This is a genomic window from Microvirga arvi (assembly GCF_016892765.1).
Lineage (GTDB): Bacteria > Pseudomonadota > Alphaproteobacteria > Rhizobiales > Beijerinckiaceae > Microvirga > Microvirga arvi.
This window is the reverse complement of the sequence record NZ_JAFEMD010000009.1, coordinates 59,057-77,659: the sequence shown is the minus strand read 5'-3', so window position 1 is coordinate 77,659 and position 18,603 is coordinate 59,057. Positions and strand designations below refer to the sequence as shown.

Below are 18,603 nucleotides of genomic sequence, written 5' to 3'. Positions count from 1 at the left end.
GATGACCAAGAACTATATTGCGGGCGAATGGCTTGCGGCGTCCGAGGCCTCGCCGAACATCAACCCATCGAACACCAACGATGTGCTGGGCGAGTTCGCCCGCGCCTCGGCAGCTGAGGCCGAGCGTGCGATTGCGGCCGCCTATGATGCCTTTCCGGCCTGGTCGCGCTCCTCGATCCAGCAGCGGCATGACATCCTCAAGGCCGTGGGCGACGAGATCATCGCTCGCAAGGAGGAGTTGGGCCGCCTTCTCTCCCGCGAGGAGGGCAAGACCCTGCCCGAAGGTATCGGCGAGGTGACCCGGGCCGGCCAGATCTTCCTCTTCTTCTCCGGTGAATGCCTGCGCATGGCCGGCGAGAAGGTGCCATCCGTGCGGCCCTTCATCGATGTGGAAATCACCCGTGAGCCGGTGGGCGTCGTTGGCCTGATCACGCCCTGGAACTTCCCCATCGCGATTCCGGCCTGGAAGATCGCGCCGGCGCTCGCCTATGGCAACACCGTGGTGTTCAAGCCCGCCGATCTGGTGCCGGGCTCGGCCCATGCGCTGTCCGAGATCATCATCCGGGCTGGCGTGCCGGCGGGCGTGTTCAACTTGGTGATGGGGCGCGGCTCCGTGGTCGGCGAGGCCATGCTGAACAGCCCGAAGATCTCCGCCATCTCGTTCACCGGCTCGGTGCCCACGGGGCGCAAGGTGGCCCAGACCTGCATCACCGCCGATCCGATGAAGAAGGTTCAGCTCGAGATGGGCGGCAAGAACCCGATGGTGGTGCTCGACGATGCCGACCTGAAGGTGGCGGTGGAATGCGCCGTCAACAGCGCCTTCTTCTCCACCGGGCAGCGCTGCACCGCTTCTTCGCGCCTCATCGTGACGGACGGCATCCATGACCGCTTCGTGGAGGCCATGCAGGAGCGCATGCAGGGTCTGGTCATCGACGATGCCTTGAAAGCCGGAACGCATATCGGCCCGGTGGTCGATCAGAGCCAGCTCGACCAGGATCTGAAGTACATCCGCATCGGTCAGGAGGAAGGCGCCAAGCTTGTGGCCGGCGGCGAACTCCTGAAGCGCGACGCGCCGGGCTTCTATCTCGCGCCGGCTTTGTTCACAGAGGTAAGCAACCAGATGCGCGTGGCCCGCGAGGAGATCTTCGGGCCGGTGGCTACCGTGACCCGCGCGAAGGATTACGACGAGGCCCTTGAACTCGCCAATGACACGCCGTTCGGTCTGTCCTCGGGCATCTGCACCACGAGCCTGAAATATGCCTCGCACTTCAAGCGCAATGCGGAAGCCGGCATGGTGATGGTAAACCTGCCCACCGCAGGCGTGGATTATCACGTTCCGTTCGGCGGTCGGAAGGGCTCTTCATACGGGCCGCGTGAACAGGGCCGCTACGCGCAGGAATTTTACACCACCGTGAAGACCGCCTACACCTTCGACGGCAACGGACCCTACGTGCCGAAGACAACAGCGAGCGAGTAACGCTCACACTCGCAGCATTTAAGCCTCGGCATCTCGTGGATAAGATGCCGAGGCTTAACATATGTGATGGCTTGATGCTCGATCTGACGAACTTGTTGAGGAAAATGGATGCTCCGGGCAGGGTTCTAGGACCGTCGTGCATCATATTCTGAGCTCTATTAACTTTATCGACAAAACTCAGGCAGCTTTTCGCCACATCCATTGAACTTTGCCACGTGAACGCCATCATAGGCTTCCAAGAGACATTCTGCTTACAAGCTCAATTCCTGCAGTATCAAACGTTGTTGCATGTCGAAACCAGGTGAGTTGCCTCGGGGATACGAATTGCAACTTCGTTATCTTGAGTCAGTTTGCTGCTGGTTCTTTGAGCCGGTAAGTGGCGCTCCGTTAATAGTAGAGAACTTAATATGGTTACTTTCCGGCGTTACCTCATTGCCTCTTCCCTTGCGCGCCTCGTTCGCAAGGAGAGGGGAGGCAATCGTGTCACGGAAGGCCACTTCCCCAATCAGGCCGACCGCAGCTCCTTCGTGGTTGTCGAAGGGGATAAGGGTAGCCTCGTTCTGGTTCACGCGAGCCCCGGCGGACCGATCGAGGAGCGCACCGAAGTCCCACGGGCTCATGCCGAGGCTCTGCTCGATGTCACACCCGGCAAGCTCGACTACCTCCTGACCCATCTGACCGTTGGCACGCGCGACATCCAGATCGTGCGTTTCGTGACGCCGGGTCCCTTGGATCTGATTTCCGTCTCGTTCGAAAGCGAGGACGAGGCCAGGGATTTCCGGCCGCTGTCCTGGTTCGGCCCGGACGTCACCACGGAAGCCGTTTACCAGAACCGCTCCATCGCGTTGGAGGGTGCTCCTCAGGCGCCTGACGTCCCCATGTCGAATGCGGCGCTCAACAGTTTGCTCGACGCTCTGGAAAACCGCTATGTGGCGCCTCGAGGCTATACCACCCACGCACCGGCACGGCCTCCTGCGGAAGCGGGCTCAGGTCAGCGCAATGCACCTCCCTCGACTCCTCCGGCCCAGGGCGGCGAGCGAACTTCCCCCCCTCAGCGCGGCGTTCTGTCCAGGCCTGCCGCTCCGGCTGATGCCGACATGAGCGACGAAGACAACAATGATGACAATGATCTGAACCTCAATATCGAAGACAATGTCATTCGCGAACTGGCCCGCTCGCTCCGACCGCAGCGCCGGTGATTGAAGCTCCGGCAAAGCCCTCTTGGTGACATCACCAAGAGGGCTTTTCTTGTTTTAGCTCGGCAGAACGATGCAGCTGCCTCCGACCGAGCGGATGTTCCGGCACAACTGCTCTGCCGCCTGCCGTGTTTCGGCAGGTGCGCGCACCCGATAAAAAGTTCTCGTGCCACGGTAGCGCAGGCGGGTTCCGATGATCATCGGCCGTACATCCTTCAGCAACGAGGCGTAGGACTGGCTCGCGCGCCTGAAGCTGGCGAGGGCCTTGTCCTTCGAGAAATTGCCGGCGAGCTGAACGCCCCATGGGGCAAAGGGCGCCTCGATCGTGTCGCCTCGTCCGGGGATGCGCAGAGTGGCAACGATCTGCAGGCATGTCTGCGACCCATCGGGCCCATCCTCGGCGGCATTCTTCTTTTCTTTCGCCTCGGAGGCCCATTCCTCCGCCGAACGGCCCGTGACGGCGATGACGTAGTTCCGGGTTTCTGCGGGCAATTCGCCCCGGCCGGCAAGCCATGATGCGACCCGGGCAGGACCGCCGTTATAGGCCGCGGCGGCAAGACCCAGATTGCCGAACTGCTCCGCGAGATTAGCAATGAATTCTGCGGCTTTCGGGATCGCCTGCTCGGGATCGAAAGGATCGATCAACCCTCGTTCCTTGGCCGTGCCCGGCATGAACTGCGCGATTCCCTGCGCGCCGACCGGACTGACGGCGCGTGGGCGGAACGAGCTTTCCTGCCAGATGAGCTTGGTGAGCATGTCGTGCGGAACCCGCTGCGCCTGCGCGGCCCCCTCGATCAGTCGGCACAGGGCCTGCTCGACAGTCTCACCGGAGGATCCCGGGTTGGCGGAGGCTGTGCTGCAACAAAGGAAGATCCCGCAAAGCGTCAGCTGCAAGCGCATGAACACTCCGCCCAATGAGTGAAATCGATTCGATGCCAAGCTAGAGATAGGCAATCATGCGTCCTGCCAAGAGCGTGACGATCCATGCAAGGAGAGAAACAAGAGCATAGATCCGGGCTTCCGGGGGCAGCGCGCCAGCGCGCAGGGCGGATCCGAAGCGGGTATGGAAGAGCGCAACATTGACGAGACCGAGCGCAATGCAGGCAAGCTTGAGGTAGAAGGCCGGGTTCACCCCAAGCGCGCGGGCTTCTACGGCGAGGAGAAGAAAGCCTGTGGGGATTTGCAGAGCGAGGCCTATGGCGGCAAGGGGAATGGCATAGCGCCCCACCTGCCATGCATGCTTACCATGCTCTGCCAGAACCTTCAGGTCGAAGACCGCTATGCCGCCGACGACGAAGGCAGCCCCAAGCACATGCAGCAGGTTTGCAATCGTATAGAGCCAAGCTGAATGGCGCCCTGCATGGCCGAGCCAGGAGCCTTCCAGAGCTGCGAGCATGTCCAGATACATGATGTACCTAGCGCAATTCGTAGGTCTTGCCGCCCACAATGATGCGTTCGGCTCTCATCTCCGTGTCCGTGCGAGTGGATGGATAGCCCTCCAACTGGACCGGCGTTCCTGGCTTGATCAAGTCCGGGTTCAGGCCTCTCGCGCTCATCCGGAACGGTGGCGCCAGCACCGCATCCCAGCTCTTGTTCTGATGGCTCACGACCACGGTAACATGGGGGTTCTCCCAACTGGTTCGTTGGACATTGCTCGTGATTGAGATGGGTCGTGCCGCGTCGTAGCTCCCCCACCCGTGGTGAGCGACGGCGATGCCGCCGGTCAGGAGGGCACCTGAGAAGAACAGGCCGAACAGAGGATATTTCATGATCGTGGATCCCTGCATCTCGCCAATGACATCTGCTCCGCAGAGTCGGATGCAGGAAGGTTGCCGTCAAGCCATTGGGAAGGCACGGTCAAGCCTGATCATGACATCGTGAAGGGACTTGGTGATGGACTTGCCGGATTCGCGCCTCTGCCGGCGCACGGTTATGCTGTGACCTCACGAATCACCATAGCTTGAGTCCAGCAATGCCCTCGATCCTGAAAGACCTCTGGAACCGTCTGGCAGGCGGAAGCGGGGGAGCAAGCCGCGAAGAGCCCGCCGCCGAGGCCGTCGAGTACAAGGGCTTCCGGATCCGTCCAGCTCCTTATTCCGCCAAGGGCGGCTATCAGACGGCAGGGATCATCGAGAAGGATTTCGAAGCCGGAATGAAGGAGCACCGGTTCGTGCGAGCCGAGACTCATCCCAGCAAGGACGACGCTGCCGCCTTCGCGATCGCAAAGGGCAGGCAGATCATCGACGAGCAGGGCGAGCGCATCTTCGGCTGAAGTCTCCTCATCATCGCAAGGCTTCACCGTTTCATCTTCGAGGAAGTCTATTTCCTTTCTTTCCCTGTGCATCAGGTATCTCCTCTCGCCGCAGCCGCACGAGCACGCGCAACCATCGCCTGCCCCGGATGTTGGGCTTCGAGCAATCGAGCCGTGGCAGGCCATTCAAGGGAGATAATCATGGACAAGAGTCCCAAAGCGCCGTCGGGAACACCGGACAAGGTTCTGACGAACAGGCAGGGCCATCCGATCAGCAACAACCAGTCCCAACGCACTGTCGGCAGCCGCGGCCCGGCCACGCTGGAGAACTACCAGTTCCTTGAGAAGATCACTCATTTCGACCGCGAGCGGATCCCTGAGCGCGTCGTCCATGCCCGCGGCTTTGTCTGCTATGGCGAACTTGAGGTGACCGGCAAGATCGGCGACGAGCCTGCCTCCAAATACACCCGAGCCAAGCTGTTCCAGGAGGCCGGCAAGAAGACACCGCTTGCCATCCGCTTCTCGACCGTGATCGGCGGTCGCGACTCCTCGGAAGTCGCCCGCGATCCGCGTGGCTTTGCGGTCAAGTTCTACACCGAGGATGGCAACTGGGATCTCGTTGGCAACAATCTGGCGATCTTCTTCATCCGCGATGCCATCAAGTTTCCGGATGTCATTCATTCCTTGAAGCCCGACCCGGTCACCTTCCGCCAAGAGCCGAACCGGATCTTCGACTTCATGAGCCAGACGCCCGAATCCATGCACATGCTGACCCACCTGTTCAGCCCGCGCGGCATCCCGGCGAGCTACCGGCATATGGAAGGCTTTGGCGTCAACACCTACAAAATGGTCAATGCCCAGGGGAAGACGGTTCTGGTCAAGTACCACTTCCATCCGCGCTGCGGCCTCGCCAGCCTGACGGCCGAGGAAGCCGCAAAGGTGCAGGGCCAGGATCTCGGCTCCGCCTCCAAGGACCTGTACGAGGCCATCGAGCGCGGCGAGCATCCGCAATGGGACATGTATGTCCAGATCATGGAGGATCACGATCATCCGGAGCTGGAATGGGATCCGCTCGATGACACCAAGATCTGGCCGGAGAAGGATTTCCCGCTGCGGCACGTGGGCGTCATGACGCTCAACCGCAACGTCCAGGATCACTTCAACGAGAACGAGCAGATCGCCATGGGCACGGGCGTTCTCGTGGACGGCCTCGACTTCTCCGACGACAAGATGCTGGTAGGCCGTACCTTTTCCTATTCGGACACCCAGCGCTACCGCGTCGGCACGAACTATCTGCAGCTGCCCGTCAATCAGGCCAAGAATGCCAAAGTCTCCACCAACCTGAACGGCGGCCAGATGTCCTACCGCCGCGATCTGGCGCCGGGTCAGAACCCGCATGTGAACTTCGAGCCGTCGATCCACAACGGCCTGCATGAATCCCCACGCGAGGAGCCGATCAACTCGCCGGAGGTCCGCGGGCGCCTGACCCGCAGCATCATCGAGCGACGCAACGACTATGTTCAGGCGCGGGGTCGCTACTGCACCATGATGGACTGGGAGCGTGACGACCTCGTCCTCAATATGGGCACCCTGCTCGGCCAGTGCGAGCGCGACGTGCAGGAGCGGATGGTCTGGCATTTCCTGATCGTCCATGACGATTACGGCAATCGCGTCGGGGAGATGCTCGGCATCACGGCGGATGATGTGCGCAACCTTCAGCCGCTGCCAAAGCAGGTTTTGACCGACGAGGGTAAGCGCCGGCTGCAGAACCTGGGCAAGAACGGTGACAAGATCGACCCAGCCGTCTGGGGTCAATGGACGAGTTCCGTGAAGAACTACAAGGCTTCGGCCGAAGAGGTCTTAAACGGCATGCGCAATGTCCCGACGGAACCTGCAATGGGGCAGGCAGCCGAATAGCCGTGACACATAACGCATGACGAGGGAAGGAACGGGCTGGGGGTCTCCCTGGCCCATTTCTTTTTATGGACCCACCGTCTTGCGGCCGCTCCGGCTCCCCCGGCTTTCCGCATACGCCTTGGTGAATTCCGCGCCGAAGAGCAGGATCAGGGATGAGTAATAGATCCAGAGCAGGATCGTGATGATGGAGGCGGCGGCGCCATAGCTCGAGGCCACATTGCTCTTCCCGAGATAGTAGCCGATCAGGAACTTGCCGATGGTGAACAGAAGCGCCGTGACGAGGGAGCCGGTCCAGACATCGCTCCATTCGATGTGAACGGATGGCAGGAGCTTGAACATCATCGCAAACAGGAGCGTGGCGACGGCAAAGGCGACGAGACTATTGAGGAAGTGGAGGATCGCCGTCGCACCTGAGAAGTTTGCCTCGAGATAGGACCCGATAGCCGTCAGACCGGTGTCGATCACCAGGGAAACGAGAAGAAGAAAGCCGATCCCGAGCACCAGTGCGAAGCTGACGAGCCTCGTGCGGATGAAGTCCAGGACGCCATAGCTTGCGGGCGGCTTCGCCTTCCAGATGATGTTCAGATCATCCTGCAATTCGACGACGGCACCCGTGACCAGGAGGAGAAAGGTCACGACGCCGATTGTCATGCCGATGATGCCCGATCCCACGTTGCTGGCGCCGGCGATCATGGCCTCCAGGGCCGAAGCCTCGTTGTTGCCGATCATCCCTCCGAGTTCGGCCACGATGGCGCCCTGTGCCGCCTCCCGGCCGAAGGCAAGCCCGGCGACGGCGATCGCGGCAAGCAGCATCGGGGCCAGCGAGAACACGGTGAAGAAGGCGATGGAAGCGCCGAGGCTCATGGCGCGGTCGTTCCACCAGCCCGCGAATGCCACCTTCAAGAGCCGCCACGTCTCGGAAAGCATGCAAGAACCGATCCTGCCGGTTCCGTTGCCCGGCGCTGTGAGGATGTTGCTTGGCCATTAACTGGCTGGCGCTTCTGCTTGTTCCTGCGAAGGGTCGGACCCATGGAACCGGTTTAGGCGCTTTCGCAGGTTGTGGGCGTAGCGCTGAGTGTCCTGGCGCAGGCGGGCGGCTTCCTGGCCTTCACCTAGGGCTCCTGCCGCCATGAGACAGGGGCCCATCAGGACGGCGAGATAAAAAGGAAGCATGAAGGCAATCAGATCCGGATACCGGATCCCAGACTGACAGCCGACAAGATCATAGGCCAAGCTGTGATCCAGTGCGTCCGTTTTGATCAGCTTGTCGCCTGAAACAAGTCACTCCCATACATGCATTCGGTTATCGCTCCACAAGCCCGGCGTACTTGGCTCTCAAGCGTGCCAGGATTGGCCAGGGATGGCTCAAAGGCCGAGGTTGCACCAGACCCCAGGGCTTGGCCGTTATTGTAAAGAGCCATATGGCGCAGCTCGGCGAGGGATGCTCCCTCCGCTGCCGGTCGGTTTGAAAAGGGCTTCCGACAGAAGGTCCCCGTGATCGCGGCCTGTTTGGCGCCAACCGTCTCATTCGTCTCGACATCGTCGTAGACCAGCATCGGGCTGCCTTTGGCAGGAACTTAAGCTGTAGCCTCCTGCTTCAGGGAGGCCATCCGATGACGAAGCGGTATTTGACGCCGCTGTCGAGCATCCGCTCATAGGCCTCGTTGATCCTCTGAACCGGGATGATTTGGATCTCCCGCTCGCCCGGCTCCAGGCGCTCGAAGCTTGAGGGAGGAAAACGGTGTGGTCGCATCCTGGGCGGCGTAGCTGAAAGCTTTGACCACAGGAAAGTTCTCCAGATAAAGCGGACTGAAGGGGTAAGTCCCGTTGGGTATTCAACCGCTAAAGCCGATAGGTGCCATCGATCCGCCGTCAACGGATGCGGGCAGGGTTCGTTCATGATGGATGCCACGCTTTTGCTGCATTGCAGCGGGTAGCGGCTTTTCCACATGGTCACGTGCAATTGAATCGCCGGAGTCTGGCGTCCTCATCGCCCGTCCCCACATCTTGAGTAAGGGCTTGTGACAGCTTGAGGAAACGTCGCTTTATGACTGTACAGGCGGCAATGCGGCACACCGGATTCGAGCGGTGGTGAAAAACTTTAACTTGCCGTTCTGCCCGCAATCCGCGACGCTGATTGTCCAGGGCGGGCATACTTCCAGGTCGCGCGGAAAAACCCGAAATGAGCCGGATTTGTCGCGATCTGCCATCAACCGCCACAACGAAAGGGATATGCCGCACCATTGGGCCGCATCATAGTATCGCATGGTCTGGGCAACCTTAGCGGTGCACAATAGTTGTCTCTGAGAGGGATTGGATTTCGGTGGCGCCATGCTTCATTCCGACGACCTGTTCTCGAGTTTCTTGAAGGCCTATGAGACCCGCCGCGAGGCGGAGATGTCCCTGGCGGAATACCTGGAAGGGTGCCGCACCGATCCCATGATGTATGCGAGCGCTCCCGAGCGCATCCTGGCAGCCATCGGCGAGCCGAAACTCGTCGATACCTCGAAGGATGCGCGGCTCGGCCGCATCTTCATGAACCGCACGATCCGGGTCTATCCGGCCTTCTCCGAATTCTATGGGATGGAAGAGACGATCGAGATGATCGTCAGCTTCTTCCGTCATGCTGCGCAAGGGCTGGAAGAACGCAAGCAGATCCTCTACCTTCTCGGTCCGGTCGGCGGCGGTAAGTCCTCCCTCGCGGAGCGGCTGAAGGCACTGATGGAGGTCAACCCCATCTATGTCCTGAAGGCAGGCGACGAGATCAGCCCGGTCTTCGAGAGCCCGCTCGGGCTTTTCGATCCGGAGCAGATGGGCCCCATGCTGGAGGAGCGCTACGGCATTCCTCAGCGGCGCCTGACCAATCTTCTCAGCCCCTGGGCGATCAAACGGCTCGACGAGTTCAAGGGCGATATTTCCAAGTTCCGGGTGGTCAAGATCAACCCGTCCCGCATGCGGCAGATCGGGGTTGCCAAGACGGAGCCGGGCGACGAGAACAACCAGGATATCTCGTCCCTCGTCGGCAAGGTCGACATCCGCAAGCTCGAGACGCTCTCCCAGTCCGATCCCGACGCCTACAGCTATTCTGGCGGCCTCAACCGGGCCAACCAGGGCATTCTCGAATTCGTCGAGATGTTCAAGGCGCCGATCAAGATGCTGCACCCTCTGCTCACGGCCACACAAGAGGGGAACTACGTCGGAACGGAGAATATCGGCTCCATCCCCTTCACCGGCATCATCCTGGCCCATTCCAACGAAGCGGAGTGGCAGACTTTCCGCGCCAACAAGAACAACGAGGCGTTCATCGACCGCATCTACGTGATCAAGGTGCCCTACTGCCTTAGGGTCACGGAGGAGCAGAAGATCTACGAGAAGCTGATCCGTGGTTCGGAACTGGCAGGCGCCCCCTGCGCTCCGGCCACACTGGAGATGCTGGCCCGGTTCTCGGTCCTGTCGCGGCTTCGGGCGCATGAAAACTCCAACTTCTACTCGAAGATGCGGGTCTATGACGGCGAGAGCCTGCGCGAAGTCGACCCTCGCGCCCGCAGTTTGCAGGAATACAAGGACTCAGCCGGCGTCGACGAAGGCATGGACGGAATTTCGACCCGCTTCGCCTTCAAGGTCCTGTCCGCCACCTTCAACCACGACACGATCGAGGTTGCGGCCGATCCGGTCCATCTCATGTACGTGCTTGAACAATCGCTTCGGCGAGAGCAGCTGCCGCAGGATGTGGAGCGGCGCTATCTGGAATTCATCAAGGCGGAGCTTGCACCACGCTATGCCGACTTCATCGGACACGAGATCCAGAAAGCATACCTGGAATCCTACCACGATTACGGCCAAAATCTCTTCGACCGCTATGTGGCCTATGCGGATGCCTGGATCGAGGATCAGGACTTCAAGGATCCCGATACAGGCCAGCTCCTCAACCGGGAGCTCCTGAATCAGGAGCTGACCAAGATCGAGAAGCCGGCCGGCATCGCCAATCCGAAGGATTTCCGCAACGAGGTGGTCAAGTTCTCGCTTCGGGCGCGGGCCGGCAACAGCGGCCGGAATCCTTCCTGGACGAGCTATGAAAAGATCCGCGATGTGATCGAGCGGAGGATGTTCTCCCAGGTGGAGGAACTCCTTCCCGTGATCAGCTTCGGCTCCAAGAAGGACAGTGAGACCGAGAAGAAGCACGGCGAGTTCGTGGCGAGGATGATGGATCGTGGCTACACCGAGCGCCAGGTCAGGCGTCTCGTGGAGTGGTACATGCGGGTGAAGCAGGCGGGCTGACAGAAAACGGAGGCAGATCAGGCGTTCCTATGTACATCATCGACCGGCGCCTCAACCCAGGAGGCAAGAGTCTGGCGAACCGCCAACGCTTCCTTCGCCGCGCCAAGGCGCAGATTCAGAGGGCCGTGCGCCACACTGCGGGAGATCGGGACATCACCGATCTCGAGAGAGGCGGCGAGATCTCCATCCCGGCCGATGGTGTCCGCGAGCCCAGCTTCCGGAGGTCAGGCGAAGGCGGTGTGCACGACCACATTCTTCCTGGCAACAAGCGCTTCGTCGAAGGCGATACCATCGACAGGCCTCCCGAAGGCGGTGGCGGCAGCTCTGCCGGCGGCGATAACGGGGAGGGGGAAGACGACTTCCGCTTCGCCCTGACCCGGGACGAATTCCTCGACCTTTTCCTTGACGACCTCGAACTCCCCGACCTCGCCAAGCGGCGGGTGGCAACAGTCGAGATCCAGGGTATGCGGCGAGCCGGCTACACCGTCACCGGTTCTCCGGTAAACCTTGCCCTGTTGCGTTCCATGAGGAATGCTCTGTCCCGCCGCATCGCCATGCGGCGGCCCAAGCCTCAGGAGCTGCTGAGCCTGCGAGAGGAAATTGACCGGCTTGAGCAACAGGAGGAGCCGTCCGAGCGCCTGACCGCGCTGAGGCTGGAGCTGGAGCAATTGCAGCTTCGAACCAAGCGCTTCCCCTATATCGATCCCCTCGACCTGCGCTACCGCCGCTTCGAGCCGGTCTCGCGACCCGTTGCGCAGGCGGTCATGTTCTGTCTGATGGACGTGTCGGGCTCCATGACCGAGCATATGAAGGATCTTGCCAAGCGGTTCTACATGCTGCTCTACATCTTCCTGACGCGGCGCTACAAGCACGTGGAGATCGTCTTCATCCGGCATACCCACGAGGCGAAGGAGGTGGACGAGGAGACCTTCTTCAACAGCCCTGAGACGGGCGGCACGGTAGTCTCGTCGGCGTTGCGGGAGATGCAGCGGATTGTGGAGGAGCGCTATTCTCCGGACAGCTGGAACATCTATGCGGCTCAGGCTTCCGACGGGGACAACTCTCCCAACGATGGCAGCACCAGTGCGGCCATGCTGCGGGATGTGATCCTGCCGGTCTGCCAGTACTATGCCTATCTGGAGGTCGGCAGCGACAGCGACCGAATGCAGACTGGGTTCATCAACCACAAGACATCCCTGTGGCAGACCTACGAGACCCTGCAGGAAAAGGGCGCGAACCTCGCCATGCGCAAGGTCAATCATCGGCGCGAGATCTACCCCGTCTTCCGCGAACTCTTCCGTCGGCGCGATGCGGAGGCAGGAGCAAGGGTGCCATGAGCGTGATAGAGCACGACAGCCTGCTCTTCCAGGGGGCCGACTGGGATTTCGGCACCATCCAGCGCATTCACGACGCCGTCGAGAAAATCGGCGTCGGGGAAATGGGGCTCGATGTCTACCCGAACCAGATCGAGGTGATCACTGCCGAGCAGATGCTCGATGCCTACGCCTCCATCGGCATGCCCCTGTTCTACAAGCACTGGTCCTTCGGCAAGCGCTTCGCGCTCCATGAGGCAAGCTACCGCCAGGGCTTCATGGGGTTGGCTTACGAGATCGTCATCAATTCAAATCCATGCATTTCCTATATCATGGAGGAGAACACGGCGACGATGCAGACGCTCGTGATCGCTCACGCGGCTTTTGGGCACAACCACTTCTTCAAGAACAACTACCTGTTCAAGGAATGGACTGACGCCGACGGGATCCTGGATTATCTCGAATTCGCCAAGGGCTACATCACCCGCTGCGAGGAGCGCTACGGCCATGCCGCCGTGGAGCGTGTGCTTGATGCCGCCCATGCGCTGATGTCCCACGGCGTCCATCGTTATCCCCGCAAGAAGCGTCCTGACCTGCGTTCCGAAGAGCGCCGGGAGAAGGAGCGCCATCTCCATCAGGAGCAGACCTTCAACGACCTCTGGCGCACGGTGCCTACCAAGGGGGCTGCCGCAAAGCCGCAACTGAGCGACGAGCGCCGCCGCGCTCTTCTGGAACTGCCCCAGGAAAACCTCCTGTACTTCCTCGAGAAATCCGCGCCGCGGCTTCAGCCCTGGCAGCGGGAGATCCTGCGTATTGTTCGCCAGATCGCACAGTATTTCTACCCGCAGCGGCAGACCAAGGTGATGAATGAAGGCTGCGCTACCTATTGTCATTACCGCATCATGACCCGCCTGCACGAGACAGGGCAGATCAGTGACGGCGCCTTCCTGGAGTTCCTGCAGTCGCACACGAACGTGACCCGGCAACCCGAGTTCGACGATCCGCACTACAGTGGCATCAACCCTTATGCACTCGGCTTCGGAATGATGCAGGATATCGAACGCATCTGCACAAAGCCGACGGCTGAGGACCGCCAATGGTTTCCTGAGATCGCCGGCAGTGGCGACGTCATGGCGGTTCTGCGCGATGTGTGGGCGAACTATCGGGACGAGAGCTTCATCTCTCAATATTTGAGCCCCAATCTGATCCGGCAGTGGCGCATGTTCCACCTTGTCGACGACCCGGAGCAGCCGGAGTTGATGATCGAGGCCATTCATGACGAGAGGGGCTATCGCCGCCTGCGGCGTTCCCTGTCGCGCCACTACGATATCGGCTGGAGTGATCCCGACATTCAAGTGATCGATGTGGACCTCGCCGGGGATCGGCGGCTGATCCTCCACCACCATGTCCTGAACCGGAATCTGCTTCACAAGGATGACGCTCAGCGGGTGTTGCAGATGGTGGCTAACCTCTGGGGCTATGCCGTCGTGCTCAAGGAGGTCGAGCCGTCCACCGGCGCAATCTTCCAGGAACATGTGGCGCATCCTCACGAAACTCTCTTCTAAGGGTCTCCTTTGACGCAAAAAAGCCAGGGACTTGAAGGATCATAGGGTTCCCTGGGCTCGGCCCTGGATTTCAGGGTCGGCTCCCGTGCAGGAGAATACCTATGGAACACAAGCCTGTAGAGAAGCTGCGTAGCGTCGCTGAGGTACATGAGTTCAACCAAGGTTTCCTGTCCCGCCACGAACGCCTTGAGCGCTGGGCCGAAGTGTTGGAGCGCCAGCCGAAGCGGCGCCTGAGGTCGTTAGGAGAAATCGAGTTCGTCCCGAAGGACAAGCGGCCCCAGCTGAGGTCCGATGAGTCCCCGATCACCGTTGCCTTCGAAGACCCGGTCCTGCGTGCCGCGGGCTTGAAGGGGGATACACTCGGGGATGCCATGGAGTTCTTCGAGTTGTCCGAGGGAGCCTCCCATCGCCTTCTCTGCTCCTGCATGAATGGGTGGAGTATGGAGGCCGGCACGACCGCCCGGAAAGTTCATCGCATTGCGAACCCTGACCATCGGCTCACGTTATTGACGGCAGCCGGGTTGCTCACCGCAGCACCTGCTGTGTTCTATCTGCTGAGCTGAAGGCAAGCAGCATCGAGCCCTTTTGCCTGGAAAGCGGATGGAAGGGCTCGGTTGCTGGTTCGAAATGGGGCGTGAAATGGTAGATGAGCCGCGACGGATCGGGCTCCCATGGTACAGGCGTGAGGATTATCCAAGCATTCGCGAGATGATGGCCGACCGGCACAATCTGTCCCCCGTCTATGACACGTGGCTGGCAGCGGCCGAAAACAATGAAAATGTCGGTCGAGACGCTGGTCTTCAAGTCCGTCGCATTCTGATCGAGCCGGAGGCTTTCGCCCGTTGGTGCGCAGAAAAGGGCGTAGAGCCCAATAGCGCGGCGCGCAGGGATTACGTCGCGAGCAAGACCTCAGAAAACACCTCCTGACGCACACACAACCTTCTCACATTCGCAGAGTGCCCGATCAACAATGAGTCTCCTGGCGGAGTCCCATTGTTGCTAAGGGAAACAGCATCAGCTTTTCGCGACGCCGACCGTATCCGCCATCTGTGCGCCACGGGTACCCATAGGCTGGTGGGACCCCTCAGTGGTGTCCTTGGCGGTCTGGTGCTCCATCTCCGCGTTGATCTCAGCTCCCAACAGCACCACGACCGACGAGATCCAGATCCATGTCATGAAGCCGATGACAGCACCGAGCGAGCCATAGGTTTCGTTGTAGCTGCCGAAGTTGCCCACATACCAGGAGAACAGCATCGAAACGACGAGCCAGAGCACAGCCGCAACCACGCCGCCTGGCGTAACCCATTTCCACTCTGCCTTGTCGCGGCTGGGGCCATAGCGATAGATCACCGACAATCCCAGCACAACGGCAATCAACAGGATCGGCCAGCGAGCGAGCGACAGCAGCCATTCGACACTTTCGCGCAGCCCGATGAAGTCTAGGACAATGGGAAGGATGATAATTCCGGCAAGGGCGAGCAGAATGAAGAAGATCGCTCCTAAGGTGAATGAAAGCGACATCAGGTTCAGCTTAATGAAGCTTCTCTTCTCCTCCTCGTCGTAGACGATGTTCAAGGCATCGAAGACGGCTTTCATTCCGGCATTGGCGCTCCAGAGGGAGATTGCCAAGCCAATGACGAAGCTGAAGCCCAGGGTTCCGCTGCCTTGGGACGCAATCCTGGTGACCTGCTCGCGAATGATGTCGACAGCGCCCCCAGGAAGGAAACCCGAGATGGCATTGAGATGATCCTGCAGCGATACCGGATCTGCAAAAAGCCCATAAAGGGAGACGAGAGCCGCGATCGCCGGGAAGATGGCGAGCAGAGCGTAATAGGTCACACCGGCGGCAACCGACATTACGCGATCCTTGCCGAATTCCTCATATGTGCGCCACAGGATGTCCTTCCATCCTTTGGCCGGAATCTCGGTTGGCGTATCCGCACTGCGGCCGCGGCCCTTCTCGGATGCAGCCTCAGGTGGGGCATGCTGCTTCTCCGCAAAGCCAGTGTCGGCGCCGCGCGCCTGTCTCGTGCCCTGAGGCGAGCGCTGCGCTTGACGACCTGTTCCGGCCGGCATGGGGCGACGCTCCCCGCCTGCCACGAGCTTCACCAGGGCCCAACCAAGAACTACAGCCCACATGGTCGCGGCCGCAGAGGAGGTTTGCCGCGTTCCAGGTTGCTGGACAGCCGGATTATCCGCCATGGTCAGACACAGCCTCACTTATCGATTGCCTGCCGAAATGGCTTGGCCCAACCGTAAACCTTCCAAATAAGACAGTGGTTCCAAGTGCTTGTGCCACTCATGGGAAGGGATTGCCAGGAATCCCTGGAGAGATCCCGGCAATGGCGGTCTTCGGAGAGAAGTGCATTACAGCCAAGAAGCCTCCCTCAAGCTGTAATGTTTTGAAGCCTAGGATGACGGCAACAGCGTGCTGGATCACAGGCTTTGCAGGTCGCAATCCATGGTCTCTTGGCGATCCATGCCGAGTTTCCCCGCATCATCCATGCGCATGGTCTATGGGGTTTCGGGTCCTTTGTGGCGGCTATCCGCTGGCTCTTCGCGTCGAGCTGCTTGAGTTCGATTCATGGAACCCCAATCTCAATCCTTCGACTTCGGCTCTCCTTGTCCAGGCCCTCGATGTGGTAGGCCCTCACAGAGCAGATCAAGCTTGGCGTTGTGAGTTTCCATCCCCCCTCCCAATCCAGGATCAGTGGTCATGTTCCGAAGACCTGCCAAGATTGCTGAGCATCTTCGCATCCCTGCGGCGGTGAACGACCCAGCGGTCCGTTTCACGGATGGCAACGAATGCTTCGCGGATATAGGCTCCATAAAGTTGGCGCAGCGGAGCGTCGTTGATCCCGTCCTTGGGCACCATCAGTATATCGACGTTTCCGAGCAGCTCCTTCGGGGGCAGGTGATGCCGATCATCGATGTTGCGGCCCCAGTGGAGCCAGGCATAGTCGCCGCGGGAGGGCGGCAGGCCGAGGCCTGCCGAAAAAGGATTGGCGAAATCCAGGACGGAGACGTTTTCAGGCTTCACAGGAAGCTCACCCAAGAGGCGGGCGCCCTCTCGAATGCTTGTGAGGTAATCCGCCACAAAGGTGCGATCGCCTGGCACCCAGAGGGTCGTCAATCGGAGCTCGTTGAATCGCGGCAGGCCGAACGGCTCGCCCATGCGTGTCACCGCAGCGATCGTATGCAAGCCAAGCGCCATGAAGCAATAAAGGCTCGTCGACAGCAGAAATGCCAGCAACAAAAGTGGTGCCCCTATGTTCAATGTCCGATTTCCCTTACGGCCAGTCGGCATGCCGAAACGCAGGAGGATCTCCGTAGCCACGGCCGCTCCGGCAAAGAGAGTGATGATGCCCCAGGCCTGTGAATTCTGGCTGTGGATCAGGAGGCCCGGGAACGCGCAGATGCCAAAGAATAGAAGATGACGAAGGCTGCGGGTTCGCCACAGCACCATGATGGCAAAGATGGCGAGAAGCAGATAGTCGCGCAGGTGACCGAGGAACGACGATGCCAGATCGACGATGCCCTTGGTTCCGCTCACCTGGCCTGCAAGCGCGAGATCCTCAAGATGGCTCAGCGACGAATGCCAAAACAGCTCAATGGTGAGCACCGCCAAAGCGATTACACCAAGAGCCCACAAGACCCAGCGCCGCTGGCGGCTGTCGAACACCATGAACGCCAGGGATCCAAGAGCAACAAGGCCGTACGTGAGCTTGGTATAGAGCATCGTCAGAGTGAGGACTGCGGCGCAGAGGGCATCGAGCACATCCTGTTGGCCTCGGGTCTGCTCTGGCCGCAGATACATGACCAGCAGCGTGCTGAGGGCAGTCCAGCCGATCCGGTTGTAGAACATCGCGAAGGACAGCGATGCGATGCTCTCGCCAAGATTGATGGGCACGGCAACGATCAGGAGCAGGAACACACCATAGGGAATGGCCACCACCGGCCGGAGGCGCGAGCCGAGGATGTGGATTATCGGCAGTGCAAGTCCGACGGTCATGGCAGCCATGGCTGCCGGCATCGCGCCGCCCATGCTGCCCGAGATCCAATAGCCCAGAGCCGGCACATAGAAGGAGAGGGGACCTAAAGCCGTGTGGAAATCGCGGTTGGGGACCTGCCCCGAAGCAATCCGATGTGCGCCATCGAGGAAGATGAAGAGATCGTTGAGATAAGCTGTCGTGACCGTCTGGCCCGGCGCTGCCAGGAGCAGCGCGAATAATGCTGCCGCGGCGAGAAGTACGACGGGAACCCATTGCGTCTGTCGTTCTCGCGAGAGCGTCATGAACGGCCGTCCCGCTGCAAGACGGTCAGTGGGGGCGAGGGAAGGCGGCGGCGGTGGAGCTTCCAATGCTGCGTCTCTCCTGCAAGGTCGAATTGTGCTGCAATGTAGGGGCCATAGGAGGCCTGAAGCTGTGCCAACGGTCCCTTTGCATCGTCCGGACTGTCGGAAGGTTTCGGCTCCATCACAATCTGCACATCGGCAAGCAGAGTTTCCGCCGGCACATGGGCAAAGAGTGCTGCGGATGCCAGCAAAATCGGGCCTGACGGGATGCTGCGCTTACTCCAGAGCCTCATCATTCCTGTCCTCCATACG

Annotated in this window: 17 protein-coding genes; 9 read left to right on the top strand and 8 right to left on the bottom strand. The window is 60.3% G+C overall.

Annotation, left to right across the window (positions count from 1 at the left end; genetic code table 11):
* Position 1 precedes the first annotated feature (1 nt).
* Both ILT44_RS07770 and ILT44_RS07765 read left to right on the top strand, forming a co-directional pair.
* Complete coding sequence (locus ILT44_RS07770; protein ID WP_204239008.1) at positions 2-1,477, top strand: aldehyde dehydrogenase family protein; 1,476 nt, start codon at positions 2-4, stop codon at positions 1,475-1,477.
* A 407-nt stretch (positions 1,478-1,884) separates the two neighbouring features.
* A complete protein-coding gene (locus ILT44_RS07765; RefSeq protein WP_204239007.1) occupies positions 1,885-2,676 on the top strand; it encodes a CYTH domain-containing protein in 792 nt (263 codons plus the stop codon).
* A 54-nt stretch (positions 2,677-2,730) separates the two neighbouring features.
* Here ILT44_RS07765 and ILT44_RS07760 read toward each other — a convergent pair whose 3' ends face one another.
* From ILT44_RS07760 to ILT44_RS07750, 3 genes are read right to left on the bottom strand one after another with little or no spacing between them, the layout of a single operon-like run.
* A complete protein-coding gene (locus tag ILT44_RS07760; RefSeq protein WP_204239006.1) occupies positions 2,731-3,573 on the bottom strand; it encodes a lytic transglycosylase domain-containing protein in 843 nt (280 codons plus the stop codon).
* Between the two features lie 40 nt (positions 3,574-3,613).
* Positions 3,614-4,069 (bottom strand): hypothetical protein, encoded by a 456-nt coding sequence (locus ILT44_RS07755; RefSeq protein ID WP_204239005.1) that lies wholly within the window; start codon positions 4,067-4,069, stop codon positions 3,614-3,616.
* Positions 4,070-4,088: 19 nt separating this feature from the next.
* Entirely contained in the window at positions 4,089-4,442 is a 354-nt protein-coding gene (locus ILT44_RS07750) for a DUF6152 family protein (protein WP_204239004.1), read from the bottom strand.
* Between the two features lie 203 nt (positions 4,443-4,645).
* On the opposite strand from ILT44_RS07750, the gene ILT44_RS07745 reads away from it, so the two are divergent.
* On the top strand, positions 4,646-4,945 hold the full coding sequence (locus ILT44_RS07745) for an HlyU family transcriptional regulator (protein WP_204239003.1): 300 nt from the start codon (positions 4,646-4,648) through the stop codon (positions 4,943-4,945).
* Between the two features lie 180 nt (positions 4,946-5,125).
* Positions 5,126-6,841: a catalase gene (locus ILT44_RS07740; protein ID WP_204239002.1), complete on the top strand. Its 1,716-nt coding sequence runs from the start codon at positions 5,126-5,128 to the stop codon at positions 6,839-6,841.
* Positions 6,842-6,904: 63 nt separating this feature from the next.
* On the opposite strand, the gene ILT44_RS07735 is transcribed toward ILT44_RS07740, so the two are convergent.
* Positions 6,905-7,768 (bottom strand): YihY/virulence factor BrkB family protein, encoded by an 864-nt coding sequence (locus ILT44_RS07735; protein WP_204239001.1) that lies wholly within the window; start codon positions 7,766-7,768, stop codon positions 6,905-6,907.
* Positions 7,769-8,438: 670 nt separating this feature from the next.
* Positions 8,439-8,594, bottom strand: a complete 156-nt coding sequence (locus tag ILT44_RS07730; RefSeq protein WP_204239000.1) for a hypothetical protein — start codon at positions 8,592-8,594, stop codon at positions 8,439-8,441.
* A 578-nt stretch (positions 8,595-9,172) separates the two neighbouring features.
* On the opposite strand from ILT44_RS07730, the gene ILT44_RS07725 reads away from it, so the two are divergent.
* The 5 genes from ILT44_RS07725 (at position 9,173) to ILT44_RS07705 (ending at position 14,924) form a co-directional block, all read left to right on the top strand.
* Positions 9,173-11,119, top strand: coding sequence for a PrkA family serine protein kinase (locus ILT44_RS07725; protein WP_204238999.1), 1,947 nt, complete (start codon positions 9,173-9,175; stop codon positions 11,117-11,119).
* 29 nt (positions 11,120-11,148) lie between these two features.
* Positions 11,149-12,456 carry a YeaH/YhbH family protein gene (locus tag ILT44_RS07720; protein ID WP_204238998.1) on the top strand — a complete coding sequence of 436 codons (1,308 nt, stop codon included), beginning with the start codon at positions 11,149-11,151 and terminating at the stop codon, positions 12,454-12,456.
* Complete coding sequence (locus tag ILT44_RS07715; protein ID WP_204238997.1) at positions 12,453-13,997, top strand: SpoVR family protein; 1,545 nt, start codon at positions 12,453-12,455, stop codon at positions 13,995-13,997. Before ILT44_RS07720 ends, ILT44_RS07715 begins: the two co-directional genes overlap by 4 nt.
* Before the next feature lie 101 nt (positions 13,998-14,098).
* The gene (locus tag ILT44_RS07710; protein ID WP_204238996.1) at positions 14,099-14,560 is read left to right on the top strand and encodes a hypothetical protein; all 462 of its coding nucleotides are present in this window, start codon (positions 14,099-14,101) and stop codon (positions 14,558-14,560) included.
* A 37-nt stretch (positions 14,561-14,597) separates the two neighbouring features.
* Entirely contained in the window at positions 14,598-14,924 is a 327-nt protein-coding gene (locus ILT44_RS07705; RefSeq protein WP_204238995.1) for a hypothetical protein, read from the top strand.
* 87 nt (positions 14,925-15,011) lie between these two features.
* Here ILT44_RS07705 and ILT44_RS07700 read toward each other — a convergent pair whose 3' ends face one another.
* From ILT44_RS07700 to ILT44_RS07690, 3 genes are all read right to left on the bottom strand, one after another.
* Positions 15,012-16,199, bottom strand: a complete 1,188-nt coding sequence (locus tag ILT44_RS07700) for a YihY/virulence factor BrkB family protein (protein WP_204238994.1) — start codon at positions 16,197-16,199, stop codon at positions 15,012-15,014.
* Positions 16,200-16,704: 505 nt separating this feature from the next.
* Positions 16,705-18,291 (bottom strand): hypothetical protein, encoded by a 1,587-nt coding sequence (locus tag ILT44_RS07695; protein WP_204238993.1) that lies wholly within the window; start codon positions 18,289-18,291, stop codon positions 16,705-16,707.
* Positions 18,288-18,584: a hypothetical protein gene (locus tag ILT44_RS07690; protein ID WP_204238992.1), complete on the bottom strand. Its 297-nt coding sequence runs from the start codon at positions 18,582-18,584 to the stop codon at positions 18,288-18,290. The genes ILT44_RS07695 and ILT44_RS07690 overlap by 4 nt, the downstream gene beginning before the upstream one ends.
* Positions 18,585-18,603 lie beyond the last annotated feature (19 nt).